Annotated in this window: 14 protein-coding genes; 6 read left to right on the forward strand and 8 right to left on the reverse strand. The window is 63.1% G+C overall.

Going from position 1 to position 14,027, the window contains the following annotated elements; translation table 11 throughout:
* The first annotated feature begins 242 nt into the window (after nucleotides 1-242).
* The 4 genes from DIE04_RS25915 to folE2 all read left to right on the forward strand — a co-directional run bounded on the left by DIE04_RS25915 (nucleotide 243) and on the right by folE2 (nucleotide 4,366).
* Nucleotides 243-536: an exodeoxyribonuclease VII small subunit gene (locus DIE04_RS25915; RefSeq protein WP_044845270.1), complete on the forward strand. Its 294-nt coding sequence runs from the start codon at nucleotides 243-245 to the stop codon at nucleotides 534-536.
* The gene (locus DIE04_RS25920; RefSeq protein WP_124522665.1) at nucleotides 533-1,417 is read left to right on the forward strand and encodes a polyprenyl synthetase family protein; all 885 of its coding nucleotides are present in this window, start codon (nucleotides 533-535) and stop codon (nucleotides 1,415-1,417) included. Before DIE04_RS25915 ends, DIE04_RS25920 begins: the two co-directional genes overlap by 4 nt.
* A gap of 80 nt (nucleotides 1,418-1,497) precedes the next feature.
* The gene (dxs, locus tag DIE04_RS25925) at nucleotides 1,498-3,402 is read left to right on the forward strand and encodes a 1-deoxy-D-xylulose-5-phosphate synthase (RefSeq protein WP_124523278.1); all 1,905 of its coding nucleotides are present in this window, start codon (nucleotides 1,498-1,500) and stop codon (nucleotides 3,400-3,402) included.
* A 154-nt stretch (nucleotides 3,403-3,556) separates the two neighbouring features.
* Nucleotides 3,557-4,366 (forward strand): GTP cyclohydrolase FolE2, encoded by an 810-nt coding sequence (folE2, locus tag DIE04_RS25930; RefSeq protein ID WP_124486428.1) that lies wholly within the window; start codon nucleotides 3,557-3,559, stop codon nucleotides 4,364-4,366.
* Nucleotides 4,367-4,494: 128 nt separating this feature from the next.
* On the opposite strand, the gene tsaD is transcribed toward folE2, so the two are convergent.
* The 4 genes from tsaD to DIE04_RS25950 form a co-directional block, all read right to left on the reverse strand.
* Nucleotides 4,495-5,535 (reverse strand): tRNA (adenosine(37)-N6)-threonylcarbamoyltransferase complex transferase subunit TsaD, encoded by a 1,041-nt coding sequence (gene tsaD / locus DIE04_RS25935; protein ID WP_044845274.1) that lies wholly within the window; start codon nucleotides 5,533-5,535, stop codon nucleotides 4,495-4,497.
* A gap of 437 nt (nucleotides 5,536-5,972) precedes the next feature.
* Nucleotides 5,973-6,281 (reverse strand): YciI family protein, encoded by a 309-nt coding sequence (locus DIE04_RS25940; protein WP_124522667.1) that lies wholly within the window; start codon nucleotides 6,279-6,281, stop codon nucleotides 5,973-5,975.
* 12 nt (nucleotides 6,282-6,293) lie between these two features.
* Nucleotides 6,294-6,938, reverse strand: coding sequence for an FMN-dependent NADH-azoreductase (locus tag DIE04_RS25945; protein ID WP_124522669.1), 645 nt, complete (start codon nucleotides 6,936-6,938; stop codon nucleotides 6,294-6,296).
* Nucleotides 6,939-6,989: 51 nt separating this feature from the next.
* Nucleotides 6,990-7,820: an alpha/beta fold hydrolase gene (locus tag DIE04_RS25950; RefSeq protein WP_124522671.1), complete on the reverse strand. Its 831-nt coding sequence runs from the start codon at nucleotides 7,818-7,820 to the stop codon at nucleotides 6,990-6,992.
* 120 nt (nucleotides 7,821-7,940) lie between these two features.
* Between DIE04_RS25950 and DIE04_RS25955 the strand changes: the two genes are divergently transcribed.
* The gene (locus DIE04_RS25955; RefSeq protein ID WP_124522673.1) at nucleotides 7,941-8,987 is read left to right on the forward strand and encodes a GlxA family transcriptional regulator; all 1,047 of its coding nucleotides are present in this window, start codon (nucleotides 7,941-7,943) and stop codon (nucleotides 8,985-8,987) included.
* A gap of 126 nt (nucleotides 8,988-9,113) precedes the next feature.
* Here the strand turns inward: DIE04_RS25955 and DIE04_RS25960 are convergent, their stop codons facing one another.
* Nucleotides 9,114-10,157, reverse strand: a complete 1,044-nt coding sequence (locus DIE04_RS25960) for an MBL fold metallo-hydrolase (RefSeq protein ID WP_260426290.1) — start codon at nucleotides 10,155-10,157, stop codon at nucleotides 9,114-9,116.
* Between the two features lie 108 nt (nucleotides 10,158-10,265).
* Here DIE04_RS25960 and DIE04_RS25965 point away from each other — a divergent pair, with 108 nt between their 5' ends.
* Nucleotides 10,266-11,159 (forward strand): LysR family transcriptional regulator, encoded by an 894-nt coding sequence (locus DIE04_RS25965; RefSeq protein ID WP_124522674.1) that lies wholly within the window; start codon nucleotides 10,266-10,268, stop codon nucleotides 11,157-11,159.
* Nucleotides 11,160-11,339: 180 nt separating this feature from the next.
* Here DIE04_RS25965 and DIE04_RS25970 read toward each other — a convergent pair whose 3' ends face one another.
* The 3 genes from DIE04_RS25970 to DIE04_RS25980 form a co-directional block, all read right to left on the reverse strand.
* The gene (locus DIE04_RS25970; RefSeq protein WP_124522675.1) at nucleotides 11,340-12,329 is read right to left on the reverse strand and encodes a dienelactone hydrolase family protein; all 990 of its coding nucleotides are present in this window, start codon (nucleotides 12,327-12,329) and stop codon (nucleotides 11,340-11,342) included.
* Between the two features lie 136 nt (nucleotides 12,330-12,465).
* A complete protein-coding gene (gene hppD, locus DIE04_RS25975; protein WP_124522676.1) occupies nucleotides 12,466-13,545 on the reverse strand; it encodes a 4-hydroxyphenylpyruvate dioxygenase in 1,080 nt (359 codons plus the stop codon).
* A gap of 26 nt (nucleotides 13,546-13,571) precedes the next feature.
* Nucleotides 13,572-14,027, reverse strand: a 456-nt coding sequence (locus DIE04_RS25980) for an electron transfer flavoprotein subunit alpha/FixB family protein (RefSeq protein WP_221621960.1), incomplete at its 5' end; no start/stop codon positions are given.

Here is a 14,027-nt window from a genome sequence, read left to right on the forward strand (position 1 = left end):
GTGAACAACCCAACCATCGAAAAATCGATTTAGGGAAACGCGGAATTATACCCGGTTCGCCTCGCAAGGCTAGGATTAAGTGCCTGATTTGTGTCAATTTTTTGTCCGGCGGCGATCGGGTGGCGCACAATGTGTGTCGAAGAAGGGGCCCGAATGCGTGCCAGGGTGCCAAGTCGGCAGGTCGGAAAATTCTCTTTTGCCGTAGAATGTCCGACTTGTTTTGAAATTTGACACCCTCGTCCATGGCGAAAACCGCATCCCAAGGCGCCACCCCGCCCGGCAATGGCACCGAACCGTTGCCGGACAACTATGAAACGGCGCTCGCGGAACTCGAGACGCTGGTTGCCCGGATGGAAGGCGGCACGTTGAGCCTCGAGGATTCGCTCGCTGCGTATCGCCGCGGTGCGACTCTCGTTGCGTTTTGCCAACAGCAGCTCGAGAAAGTGGAACAGCAGGTTCGCGTGCTCGACGGCGCGACGCTGAAGCCGCTTTCGTCCGGAACGGCCGCCACGGACGGCGAAGACGACGATCTATGACATTCGAACAATGGATGCGGTCCGTGCTCGACCGTGTCGAGGACGCACTCGGCCACTATTTGCCGGCTGACAACGTGGTGCCCACGCAACTCCACGAAGCGATGCGCTACGCGGTCCTCGGCGGCGGCAAACGCGTTCGCCCGCTGCTGTGCCATGCAGCAGGCGAACTGACCGGCGCGACCGAAGCGGCGCGCAACGCGGCAGCGGCGGCGCTGGAGATGATCCACGTTTACTCGCTCGTGCACGACGACATGCCGTGCATGGACGACGACGCGCTGCGACGCGGCAAGCCGACCGTGCACGTGCAGTACGACGAGCCGACGGCGCTGCTGGTCGGCGATGCGCTGCAGTCGCAGGCTTTCGTCGCGCTGACCGACGCCGCCGCGCTGTCGCCGGTGCAGCAGGCCGCGCTCGTGCGCGAGCTGGCGCTGGCGAGCGGCTCGATCGGCATGGCCGGCGGGCAGGCGATCGACCTGGCGAGCGTCGGCCTCAAGCTGACGCGCGAGCAGCTCGAGACGATGCACCGGATGAAGACGGGCGCGCTGTTGCGCGCGGCCGTGCGGATGGGCGCGCTGGCGGGCGACACGCCGTCGGCGGAGGCGATGGCCGCGCTCGACGTCTACGCGGGGGCCGTGGGTCTGGCCTTCCAGGTCGTCGACGACATTCTCGACGTCACGACCGATTCGGCGACGCTCGGCAAGACGGCCGGCAAGGATGCGGCGAACGACAAGCCGACCTACGTATCGATCCTCGGCCTCGACGCGTCGCGTGAGCTCGCAACCCAGCTGCGCGCCGAAGCGCATGATGCGCTGAAACCGTTCGGCGCACGCGCACAGCGTCTCGCCGAACTTGCCGACCTGGTGGTGAACCGGGTCAGCTGACGCGAAGCCCGCCGCTGCGCACACGCTACGGTGCGTGCAATAGAATGCGGGCGCGTTTGATTTCCTACAATGGAACGACGATGTACGACTTGCTGAAAACCATCGACGACCCGGCGGATCTGCGCCGCCTCGATCGTCGCCAACTCCAACCGCTCGCGGATGAACTGCGCGCGTTCGTGCTCGACAGCGTGTCGAAGACGGGCGGCCATCTGTCGTCCAACCTCGGGACGGTCGAGCTGACGATCGCGTTGCACTACGTGTTCAACACGCCGAACGACCGGATCGTCTGGGACGTGGGTCACCAGACCTACCCGCACAAGATCCTGACGGGCCGCCGCGACCAGATGCATTCGCTGCGCCAGTACGACGGCATCTCGGGCTTCCCGCGTCGCAGCGAATCCGAATACGACACGTTCGGCACCGCGCACTCGAGCACGTCGATCTCGGCGGCGCTCGGGATGGCGATCGGCAGCCAGCTGAACGGCGACGACCGCTTCTCGATCGCGGTGATCGGCGACGGCGCAATGACGGCCGGCATGGCGTTCGAGGCGATGAACAACGCGGGCGTGTCGGAGGATGCGAAGCTGCTCGTGATCCTCAACGACAACGACATGTCGATTTCGCCGCCGGTCGGCGCGCTGAACCGCCATCTCGCGCGCCTGATGTCGGGCCGCTTCTACGCGGCCGCGCGTGCGGGCGTCGAGCGCGTGCTGAGCGTGGCGCCGCCGGTGCTCGAACTCGCGCGCAAGCTCGAGGAGCACGCGAAGGGCATGGTCGTGCCGGCCACGCTGTTCGAGGAGTTCGGCTTCAACTACATCGGCCCGATCGACGGTCACGATCTCGATTCGCTGATCCCGACGCTGCAGAACATCCGCGAACTGCGCGGCCCGCAATTCCTGCACGTGGTGACGAAGAAAGGCCAGGGCTACAAGCTCGCCGAAGCGGATCCCGTGCTCTATCACGGCCCCGGCAAGTTCAACCCGGCGGAAGGCATCAAGCCGTCGGCCACGCCCGCGAAAAAGACTTATACGCAAGTATTCGGCGAATGGCTGTGCGATGAAGCCGAGCGCGATACGCGCGTCGTCGGCATCACGCCCGCGATGCGCGAAGGCTCGGGCATGGTCGAGTTCGAGAAGCGTTTCAAGGATCGCTACTACGACGTCGGCATCGCCGAGCAGCACGCGGTGACGTTCGCGGGCGGTCTCGCGACCGAAGGGCTGAAGCCCGTCGTCGCGATCTACTCGACGTTCCTGCAACGTGCGTACGACCAGCTGATCCACGACGTCGCGCTGCAGAACCTGCCGGTCGTGTTCGCGATCGACCGCGCGGGCCTCGTCGGCGCCGACGGCGCGACGCACGCGGGCGCATACGATCTCGCGTTCATGCGCTGCATCCCGAACATGACGATCATGGCCGCGTCCGACGAGGACGAGTGTCGCCAGATGCTGCACACGGCGCTGCAGCAGCCGAACCCGACCGCGGTGCGCTATCCGCGCGGCGCGGGCACCGGCGTGCCGACGGTCAAGGAATTCACCGAGATCCCGCTCGGCAAGGGTGAAGTGCGTCGCCGTACGTCGCAGCCGGAAGGCAAGCGCGTCGCGATCCTCGCGTTCGGCACGATGGTCGCGCCGTCGCTCGCGGCGGGCGAGGAGCTCGACGCCACGGTCGCGAACATGCGTTTCGTGAAGCCGGTCGATGCGGCGCTCGTGCGTGAACTCGCCGAGACGCACGACTACCTCGTCACGGTCGAGGAAGGCTGCGTGATGGGCGGTGCGGGCTCGGCCTGCGTCGAAGCCCTGATGGAGAGTGGGGTTATCCGACCCGTAATACAATTGGGCCTCCCTGACCAGTTCATCGATCACGGTGATCCCGCGAAGCTGCTGTCGCAATGCGGCCTCGACGGCGCGGGCATCGCGAAATCGATTCGCGAACGCTTCCTGAGCCCGGCGGCCAATGTCGCCGATCAGGCGAAGCGCGTCGCATAAGCTGGCGCCGCCTGCGGGCGGCGTCGGTGCGACTGGCGCAACCGGTCTACATTGATGCGGAAAACATGGGCCTGCGGGCCCATGTTGCTTTTCCGGCTGCCGCGTGACGCGGCGTGCGCGTCGTCGAACGCGCGGCTTACAAGGATTGAACAAGATGAACCAGATGAATCCCGCCTTCGTGATGCCCGACGTGCAGAGCACGGTGGATACCCGCCAGATTCCGATTCAGCGCGTGGGCGTGAAGGCGGTCCGGCATCCGTTGACGGTGTGCACCGAGAGCGGCGACGTGCAGCCGAGCGTCGGCGTCTGGAATCTCGACGTGCGCCTGCCTGCCGATCAGAAGGGCACGCACATGTCGCGCTTCGTCGCGCTGCTCGAAGAGAACCGTGCGCCGCTGACGGTCGAGCGCTTCCGCGCGATGCTCGCGTCGATGCTCGAGAAGCTGGAAGCCGAGGCCGGCCGCATCGAGGTCACGTTCCCGTACTTCGTGAACAAGACGGCGCCGGTGTCGGGCGTGCAGAGCCTGCTCGACTACGAAGTGACGCTCGCGGGCGAATGCCGCAACGGCGAAACGCGCCTGTTCCTGAAGGTGCTCGTGCCGGTGACGAGCCTGTGCCCGTGTTCGAAGAAGATTTCGCAGTACGGCGCGCACAACCAGCGCTCGCACGTGACGATCGATGCCGAACTCGCAGCCGACCTGCCGGTCGAGGCGCTGATCCGCATCGCGGAAGAAGAGGCGTCGTGCGAGCTGTGGGGCTTGCTGAAGCGTCCGGACGAGAAGTTCGTGACGGAGCGCGCATACGAAAACCCGAAGTTCGTCGAGGATCTGGTGCGCGACGTCGCGCAGCGTCTCGACGCGGACGAGCGCGTGATCGCCTACGTGCTCGAAGCCGAGAACTTCGAATCGATCCACAATCACAGCGCGTATGCGCTGATCGAGCGCGACAAGCGACACGCTGCGTAACGTCGGGGCGCTGCGGCGCTGCGTCGACTTGCCGCTGCAATGAAGAAGGCCGCTCGAATCGAGCGGCCTTCTCGTTTTCCGTCCGGCGCGTGCGGGTGTGCGAGCGACGTTGCGCAGCGCCGCGCGACTCAGCGTGCGAGCGACGCGAGATCCCAGCGTGGCTTCACCGTGAACGCGTAGTCCGCATTCGCCTGCTCGGGCCAGCGGCCGAGCCGCAGTGCGCCGGCGAGCGCGATCATTGCGCCGTTGTCGGTGCAGAGCGCGAGATCGGGGTAGTGCACGTCGAAGCCGCGCTTGGCCGCGGCGGCCGACAGCGCCGCGCGCAACTGGCGGTTCGCACCGACGCCGCCCGCGACCACGAGGCGCTTGAGCTTCGTCTTCTTGAGCGCGGCGAGCGATTTCGCGACGAGCACGTCGACGGCTGCGTCGACGAAGCCGCGCGCGAGATCGGCCTTCGCGCGCTCGAGCGCAACGCCCTCCAGCTTCGCCGCTTCGAACTTCTTCATCTGCGTGAGCACGGCCGTCTTCAGGCCGCTGAAGCTGAAGTCGAGATCGCCCGAATGCAGCATCGGGCGCGGCAGCACGACCGCGCCCGGCGTACCCGTTTCCGCGAGCTTCGACACTTCCGGGCCGCCCGGATAGCCGAGGCCGATCAGCTTCGCCGTCTTGTCGAACGCTTCGCCGGCCGCGTCGTCGAGCGTCTCGCCGAGCGTCTCGTACACGCCGACGTCGGTCACGCGCATCAGTTGCGTGTGGCCGCCCGACACCAGCAGCGCAATGAACGGGAACGGCGGCGGTTCGTCGACGAGCAGCGGCGACAGCAGGTGGCCTTCGAGGTGATGGATGCCGACGGTCGGCTTGTTCCATGCGAGCGCGAGCGCGTTCGCGATGCTCGCGCCGACCAGCAGCGCGCCGGCGAGGCCGGGGCCTTGCGTGAATGCGATCGCGTCGATGTCGTCGCGGCGCGTGCCGCTTTGCGCCATGACTTCCTCGAGTAGCGGCAGCGCGCGGCGGATGTGGTCGCGCGACGCGAGCTCGGGCACGACGCCGCCGTATTCGCGGTGCATCGCGATCTGCGAATGGAGCGCGTGCGCGAGCAGGCCGCGCTGCGTGTCGTAGAGCGCGAGGCCGGTTTCGTCGCAGGAGCTTTCGATGCCGAGAACGAGCATGGGTCAGGGCGGGGCGCGCTGCATCGAGCGCGCCGCAGGAAGGTAAACGTAGCCGGAAATTATAGCAGGCGATGGCCGGCCGCCGCCGGGTGCGGCCCGGGCGCGCTAGCTGAAGACGAGCCGAATCTCTGCCGCGCTGGGCGTGTAGACTGTTCCAGTTCTGCCCCTTCCAGCCCGTCAGGGAGTCTCGGGTACGCCGGTTCATGAATCTGAGTCATCGATACTGTTTTGGTCCTGGCAGGCTCCACAGACTGGTTAGTTTGATCAGCGCTTAGGTGGATCGAGATGCCCTGACAGCCTAGATGCGGCGAGGTCGGCATGGCTCGTGCGCATGATCTGGCAGATGGCGCTGTGGCGATGCGTTGGTCAGCGTCAGGATATGATCCTACGGCGCTGATCTGGATGCCTGCGCGAACACGCGCCGAAAACGGAGCCAATCATATCGACCAGGCGCCTGCTGCCCAGTTTGCAGGAAAACCCGCCGCACATATGGCAGGTTCGCAGCAGTGAGCATCGAACGTGGCCAGCCCGTGAATATGGAATGGGTCTTCGGCAATCATTTTCTCGATATCCCGTGGTTGGCCCGCATACGCGAGCACGAATCCGCCGTTTTCTTCATGCAGCGGGCCCGCGGCAAGGATATTTCCCGCCTGTGCGTATCTGACGAGCCATGCCTTGTGAGCATCGAGATGCGCCTGGATTTCTTCGATGGGACGGACGTAGCCGAGCTTGATGGCGAACAGCATAAGCGACCCCTGTTACTGGATGGTTTGCTCACCGGACGTGCGCACGTTGACGAGTACCTCGGTCAGGGACGCCATGGCGAGTGCGATGCCCTCGTCCCGGGCAGCTTGACCTTTCGACGCCCCCTCTGCTCGTACGAACCGGACGTCGGTGATGCCCAGGAAACCGAAGAACGCCTGCAGGTAGCTTTCCTGGAAATCCATGTGTGCGAGCGGCGCTTCCACGTAAAACCCACCGCGCGCCGAGGCTACGATCACCTGCTTGCCGCCCGCCAGGCCGACCGGGCCGTTTTCGGTATACCGGAACGTGCGCCCGGCCTGGGCCACACGATCAAGCCATGCTTTCAACTGACTCGGTACCGAAAAGTTGTACATCGGCGCACCGACGACAATGACGTCGCTCGCTAGAAACTCCTTGACGAGTGCTTCGGACAGCTCATGTTCGTGCGCGGTGGCGTCGTCGAGAGCACCGACGTCGATCTGGCGAAATCCTGCTGCGATTGGGCCGCTGAGATGCCGGATTTCGTCACGGACGAGATCACGATACGTCACATGCGCCGATGGATGCTGCGCCCGGAGAACAGCTGCCACGGCCGCGGACAGCTCTCGCGTGATGGAACTGTTGCCGAGCATGCTCGAATCGAGATGAAGGATATTCATTGAAGCCTGCCTGTCAGGGGAGGAGTGAAGCGCGTCGAAACGCGCTGGAATTCATTGCGATGCCTTCCGGGCGGCCAGATCGATCAGCCTCGCGACCTCGTCCGGGTGAGATAGCATCGACATGTGGCTGGAGCGAATCGACCTGACCGTTGCCCCGATGTGCTGCGCAATGGCTTGCTGCACGGCGGGCTTCAGCGCATTGTCGTTGGTGGTTCGCAGATACCAGACAGGCTTGTCGTGCCAGGCCGCGTGCTGGATCTTCCCGGTGAAGCAGGCCGCCGCGACAGGCTGTTGAACCGATGCCAGGACGCGAGCCTGTTCGAGCGGAATGTCCGCCGCCATGACGTGCTGAAACGCTCGCGCATCGTCGAGCCAGATCAGCCCGTGGGCGTCCGGTGCGAGGCCGGTCATCGGCGCGTGGAGGCGTTGCAGAAGGTCGGCGACGGACTCGCCGTCGTCCGGTACCAGCGCGGACAGATAGACCAGGCCTTTCACATTGGCAGCGTTGCCGGCCTGCGTGACGACCGCGCCGGCCCAGGAGTGGCCCACCAGCAGTACGTCGCCGGTTTGCCGATGCAGGACGCTTTCGGTGGCGGCAACGTCGTCTGCGAGCGAAGTGAGAGGGTTTTGCACAGCAGTGACGCGGTAACCCATGCGCTGTAGCCTGACGATCACGTGGCTCCAACTTGATCCGTCCGCAAAGGCGCCATGCACGAGGACAATGTTGCGCACAGCCGGCGCCGCAGTCGCTGCCGCATGAGCCGTCGTCAGCGTCGCCGTGAAGGCTACGGCAGCAACCAGTCGGCTGAACCATGCGGACCGACGGCGCGCGCGTCTCTGAAAGAGCGAGACCGGACAGTCGTGAAGGAATGGGAATTTCATGTGAAAGCGAATCGTTGAGGGGACGTGCCAAATTTATCCGGCTTCAGTGAACCGTTGCAGGTGGCAAACTCGCCAACATTCATGCAAAATTCGCCACCCCCCTGAGACACGGAGCGCGCCGTGCGCATAGGAATCGTTGCAGTCGAAGGCAGCCTGCTCTCCGCCATTAGCGGCCTTGCCGATCTGTTCTGGATGACGGAGCAGGCGTTACGCGCACCGCCTGCCGAAGCGTCATATGACCTGCCCGGCCGAGCCCTCCCAACCTTCGAGACCGTCATCGCAAGCGCGGATGGGAAGGGCCTGCGCGATCCGCAGGGCCGGCTGATTCCGATCGATGCCTCGTTTCGGGAATTAACGCAATGCGACGTGGCGCTTGTCACCGGTATGGCACTGGGGCCGGACCGGCTACCCCCTGTATCCGCATCGATCGGCCACGCGGCAACGTGGCTGCAAGAGCGTCATCAGGCCGGTGCGCTGGTGGGCGCTGCGTGTGCAGGTACCTTCGTGCTCGGAGAGGCCGGCTTGCTGAACGGCAGGCGCTGTACGACCACGTGGTGGCTCCACCATGCGTTCAGGCAGCGGTTTCCCAAGGCACGCGCGGTGTGGGGCACGGCAGTGGAAGAGCAGGATCGGATCGTGACGACAGGCGGTCCGCTGTCCTGGGTGGATCTGGCCTTGCACGTGATCAGGCGCGAGGCAGGGCCCGATGTGGCCCGTCTCGCCGCAGATATCTCCGTGGCCGACAGCTTGCCGCTGCCGCAACTGGTTTATGCGCCACGTGGGTTCGTCAACGCCACCGACCCGCTGCTTCTGCAAGCAGAGCAGATCGTTCGCCATGCCAGCCCTGGATTGACCGCTGAAGCGCTGGCGAGCGCGCTGAGTCTCAGTGAACGGACACTGCACCGGCGGCTGAAGCGCTTGACCGACGAGTCACCCAAAGGGTTCATTACCCGCGTGCGGATCGAAATGGCTTGCGTGTTGCTCGAGCGGCCTGGAGCAAGCATTAAGCAGGTAGCACTGCAATGCGGCTACAGTGAGGAAACGTCGTTTCGGCGTGCCTTCAGCCAACTCACCGGCATGACGCCAGCCGACTACAGGCGCTGGTCAGATGGGCGGAACGTCAGGCGTCTACCCAGTCCCCACGCACTCGAGGCCAGCGGCGATTGACGCCGTGGCTGTCGTGTCTGCAACGATGGCGGCGCTATTCGACTGGAACCTCGCTGACGTTGCGCATCCCTGTCCTCAAGTAAGCCATTACGTCGGCGACCGCTGCGTCGCGCGCGTGCGCGCACCTTAGCCAATAGGAATCAATCGATAGCCGTCCTGTTCTCGCGCCAAGTGGCCCAAAGCCGGAAATGGAAAGTGGAATCCTTGAATGAGCATCCCTTCCGCTACGGCCCGGTCATACAGTTTGATTCGTGCTTGCTGTGCCATCTCAGGATCCATGTCCGTGGCTCCGTGCCAGTGCGGATGGCGGATGAATAGCGCTGGATGTGTGGTCACGTCGCCTTGAATGACCACCTTATCGGCGCCAGATTCGACGACGAAGGACGTATGTCCCGGCGTGTGACCGTGTGTGGCCATGGACGTGACGCCCGGTGCAACCTCTGTGTCCGGCTCGAATGTTCTGACTGAGTCGCCGAGAATTCCGAATATGCGGCGTGCACGCTGGAAATTCGCCATTGTGGCTTCCGATTCCGCTCGAGCCATGTTTGCGTCGTTCAGCCAAAACGCGTATTCGGCAGCAGGTACCCAGATTTCGGAATTCGGAAATGCCGCGCGGCCATCTGCTGTCACCAGTCCACCAATGTGATCGGCATGGAAATGCGAGATCAATACCCTGTCGACTGCGGCCGCATCGTAGCCGGCCGCTTCAAGGTTGGTATGGAACTGTCCGCCGACGCCGTTGCTCTGTCTGAAGGCCGCTTCCCCGAGCCCGGTATCAATTACGATCACGCGCCCATTAGTCTTGAGGACGACGGGGGTGAACGTTAGCGTAATGGTGTCTGTCGGCAAACGAGCCGCCTGCAGTGCGCGGACGACGTCCGCTGGCGGAACATTCGAGACGAAGTTTTCTCGACGCGGAAAGCTGTTGGCGCCATCGGAGACGGAGAGCATCTCGATCTTCCCGACAGTCCGCTGGAATACTCCGGGTATGGGTGCGGTCATGGCCGGCGATGAAGCCTCGCGAGCCGTTGCGTATTTCCCCGGCGCCAGCGTCGCGACTGCGGCTGCTGCGGTTCCTGCGAGGAAAGTTCGACGCGAATGATTTGTCATGGCTGTTACGTCCGTGGTGGTTTGGAGACCAGACGATGTGCGGGGAATATCGCTCGTCATCTGTTATGTCTTGAACACCCTCATTTTGCGGGTTTACACCATTGAATTGCAGATATAAATAAGTAAAACAGTTATATTGGCAAATCATGAAACCGGGGCGGGAAACACATGAACCGAGATGACCTAATCGACCTGAATGCCTTCGTCGCTGTTGCAGAGGAAAGGAGTTTCACGCGCGCCGCAGCGCGCCTGCTGACGTCGCAGTCCGCTCTAAGCCACACTTTGCGGCGGCTTGAAACGCGGCTCGGTGTTCGTCTTCTGACGCGCACGACACGGAGCGTCGCGTTGACTCCGGCAGGCGAAACCTTCTTGCAGGGACTGAAGCCGGCTTTCGAAGCCATTGACCTGACACTTGGTACTGTCGGCTCTCTACGGGAAAGCCCCCGGGGCACTCTCCGCATCACTACTCCGCGGCATGCCGCGGTTAGCGTGTTATGGCCTGTGCTGCAGAAATTCGTCAGAGACTACCCGGACATACAAGTCGAGGTGAACATTGACGCGGCTTTCCGAGACCTCGCGGACGATCGATTCGATGCCGGTATCAGGCTTGGGGAACTGGTGGCGCCAAACATGGTTGCGGTAAAAATCGGACCTGACCTCCGCCTGGCGATCGTGGCCACGCCCGGCTACGTTGCCCAACGCGGCATACCTACCCATCCCCATCAGTTGGCCCAGCACGCCTGCATCAATTTTCGCCTGCCCGGCTCAGGGGCGCTTTATGCCTGGCAATTCAAAAAAGGCCGACAGGAAATGAAAGTGCGCGTTGAAGGACCTTTGACTTTCGATGACCCGGACATGATCCTGGCGGCTGCGGTGGACGGGCAGGGTGTTGCCTGCCTCGTCGAAGACCATGCTGCCCCGATGATTCGCGATGGTCGTCTCGTCCGTCTTCTCGAGGATTGGTGTTCACCCTTTTCCGGCTACCATCTCTATTACCCAACCAGAAAGAACAATTCTGCAGCGTTCCGCTTGCTGGTTGACCGACTGCGCACTCAGCACTGACATTCTTCAGTGGCCGGCAGTCTTCCGCGCGTTGTGAATTCCGTGCTTGCCAGAATGACAAATTCGTTTGCCCGACAGACCAGTTGTCAAACTGGCGGAACGTAAGAAGCCTGACGCCCCCAAAGCATGCGAGGTGGCCGCCATTGACGCCGCGGCGAGCCTGATTGCCGCGACGACGGGCTAGTTGCCCGGCGCGTCGCCGCCGCTACCCAGCACTGTCTTGAGATACGCCATCACGTCGACGATTGCCGCGTCGCGCGCCTGCGCATTGCCTCCAACGTGGGGGTCGGTCTGAACGCAATCGTCGTGAAAGGAAAAGGGTGAACCGGTGGCCTCGTTCATCAGTTCGCCGCTTTCGTTTTCGACGATACGGCACGCCCGTACCGTTTGCGCGCCCTTTACGACGACAGTGGGCATCGCGTACGGCATGTCGAACGCATGCGATGCGTGCGGAAAAACCGTCATGGTGGCGTCTTTGCCGGCCTGTTGCAGCCGCTCGAAGTATGCGGCACAGGCCGGCGCAGGGTCGTAATCGTCGTCTGCCCCATGGAATTCGCGGATTGGCCCGTTGACGTCGGTGTCGTCGCGATAACGGGTCATGCAGTCGGGATAGAAGGGCATATAGGCACGAAAGCGAACACCAGACGTATTCCACAGGCGATTGAGTCGCGTCATGGCGGCGTAGAGCGTTGCCTGTCCACCTCTCGAAAAGCCCATCAGCATGATCTTGTCCGGATCGACGCGGGAATCGTGCGAGAGCAGGTCCAGCGCCCGATATGCGTCGAGAACGAGGTTCAGCCGACCAAGCTGCGACTGATCCTGGCTGGTGGACCTGATCCCGCGGCCGGTGAATCCATCGATTGCGAATGTCCCGATACCGTTCTCGTTGAACGTGCGCTCCCACATTTCGATGTTCGCACCCATTCCGCTCGAACCATGAATCAGCACCACTACCGGCTGTCTTCCCGTGTGCTTCGCGAGGCGCAGGATGCCGGCTACCGTCACGGCCTTTCCATTCTTGTTGCCGGTCAGCATCTGACTGTCGGTGAGGGTGAGTGAGGAAATCTGGTGGACCTCGACGTGGGCGGCCATGTCGGAACTGCTTCGTGCGTGTGCACACTGCGCGGCAATCCATAGCGCGGCGACGAGCAGCGCTTTGATGAGCTTCATTGATGCGTCTCCAGGATGACGGGCTGACGGCTGCGCTGCCTCAAGCGCCCGATTCTTTTGATTACTCCGTGGCGGTCGCGTATCGCCGGCCGGGCAGCCCGAGACAAACGCTCGGCGCCGCCCGCGCTCGATGTCGTCAATGTCCGGTTTGCAGCGTGCCCCGCGCGATTTGATCGCGTTCGAGTGACTGGAACAAAGCCTTGAAGTTGCCTTCGCCGAAACCGTCGTCGCCTTGTCGCTGAATGAACTCGAAAAACACGGGCCCGAGCAGCGTTTGAGAGAAGATCTGCAGCAACAGGCGTGGCTTTTCATCTGCCGTGCTGCCGTCCAGCAGGATGCCGCGCGTTTTCAGTTGGTCGACCGGCTGGCCATGCCCCGGCAATCGCGCTTCCAGCGCGTCGTAGTAGAAATCGTTGGGCGCGGTCATCAACGGCACACCGGCGAACTGCAACCGGTCGATCGTGTCCACGAGGTTATCCGTAGCGAGGGCGATATGCTGTATTCCTTCGCCGTTGAACTGCATCAAGAATTCCTCGATCTGTCCGCTGCCGCGCGACGATTCCTCGTTGAGCGGGATGCGAATTTTGCCGTCAGGCGCTGTCATCGCCCGCGAAGCGAGGCCCGTGTACTCGCCCTGTATATCGAAGTAGCGAATCTCGCGGAAGTTGAAGAGCTTCTCGTAGAATCCGGCCCAGTGCGCCATTCGGCCGCGGTAGACGTTGTGCGTCAGATGATCGATGCGCGTCAAACCGTGCCCGACCGGATGTCGGTCAACGCCTTCGATGAACGAAAAGTCGATGTCGTAGATGGACTGGCCATCTTCGAACCGGTCGATCAGGTAGATCGGTGCGCCGCCGATGCCGCGAATCGCGGGGAGCCGCAGTTCCATCGGCCCAGTCGGAATGTCGACGGGCTGGGCGCCCATTGCAAGGGCGCGATCGTAGGCACGGTGGGCATCGCGGACGCGGAACGCCATCCCGCAGGCGCTCGGACCGTGCTCAGCAGCGAAGTACGCAGCCTGGCTTTGTGGCTGCCGGTTGACGATGAAATTGATATCGCCTTGTCGGTACAGCAACACGTCTTTCGAACGATGGTGCGCAACCAGCGTGAAACCGAGTTTCTCGAAAACGGGTTCGAGGGTGCCAGGAAGAGGGGACGCGAATTCGACAAACTCGAATCCCATCAGTCCCATTGGGTTCTCAAAAAGGTCAGTCATTGTGGTTCTCCACGGAATGCACAGGGTCAGGCCGCATTACTGCCGAGTTCGCCGACGAGCTCCGGCACGAGCGCGAACAGATCGCCGACGAGGCCGTAGTCGGCCACGCTGAAGATCGGTGCTTCCGGCTCCTTGTTGATCGCGACGATCACCTTCGAATCCTTCATGCCGGCCAGATGCTGGATCGCACCCGAGATGCCGACCGCGATGTACAGCTGCGGTGCGACGATCTTGCCGGTCTGGCCGACCTGGTAGTCGTTCGGCACGTAGCCGGCGTCGACTGCCGCGCGCGATGCGCCGAGCGCGGCGCTCAGCTTGTCGGCCAGCGGCTCGAGAACCTTCGTGTAGTTCTCGCCGCTGCCCAGGCCGCGGCCACCCGACACGATGATGCTCGCCGACGTCAGCTCCGGACGGTCCAGCTTCGTCACTTCGCGGCTCACGAACTGCGACTTGCCTGCGTCTGCCGCCGCTTCGATCTTCTC

The sequence above is a fragment of the Burkholderia sp. Bp8994 genome (assembly GCF_003853805.1).
Classification (GTDB): Bacteria; Pseudomonadota; Gammaproteobacteria; order Burkholderiales; family Burkholderiaceae; genus Burkholderia.

What these genes read in the sequence shown, in the direction of transcription:
- DIE04_RS25915 (WP_044845270.1), top strand. Translation starts at nt 243, where the DNA reads ATGGCGAAAACCGCATCCCAAGGCGCCACCCCGCCCGGCAATGGCACC.
- DIE04_RS25920 (WP_124522665.1), top strand. Translation starts at nt 533, where the DNA reads ATGACATTCGAACAATGGATGCGGTCCGTGCTCGACCGTGTCGAGGAC.
- dxs (WP_124523278.1), top strand. Translation starts at nt 1,498, where the DNA reads ATGTACGACTTGCTGAAAACCATCGACGACCCGGCGGATCTGCGCCGC.
- folE2 (WP_124486428.1), top strand. Translation starts at nt 3,557, where the DNA reads ATGAACCAGATGAATCCCGCCTTCGTGATGCCCGACGTGCAGAGCACG.
- tsaD (WP_044845274.1), bottom strand. Translation starts at nt 5,535, where the DNA reads ATGCTCGTTCTCGGCATCGAAAGCTCCTGCGACGAAACCGGCCTCGCG.
- DIE04_RS25940 (WP_124522667.1), bottom strand. Translation starts at nt 6,281, where the DNA reads ATGCTGTTCGCCATCAAGCTCGGCTACGTCCGTCCCATCGAAGAAATC.
- DIE04_RS25945 (WP_124522669.1), bottom strand. Translation starts at nt 6,938, where the DNA reads ATGAATATCCTTCATCTCGATTCGAGCATGCTCGGCAACAGTTCCATC.
- DIE04_RS25950 (WP_124522671.1), bottom strand. Translation starts at nt 7,820, where the DNA reads ATGAAATTCCCATTCCTTCACGACTGTCCGGTCTCGCTCTTTCAGAGA.
- DIE04_RS25960 (WP_260426290.1), bottom strand. Translation starts at nt 10,157, where the DNA reads ATGACGAGCGATATTCCCCGCACATCGTCTGGTCTCCAAACCACCACG.
- DIE04_RS25965 (WP_124522674.1), top strand. Translation starts at nt 10,266, where the DNA reads ATGAACCGAGATGACCTAATCGACCTGAATGCCTTCGTCGCTGTTGCA.
- DIE04_RS25970 (WP_124522675.1), bottom strand. Translation starts at nt 12,329, where the DNA reads ATGAAGCTCATCAAAGCGCTGCTCGTCGCCGCGCTATGGATTGCCGCG.
- hppD (WP_124522676.1), bottom strand. Translation starts at nt 13,545, where the DNA reads ATGACTGACCTTTTTGAGAACCCAATGGGACTGATGGGATTCGAGTTT.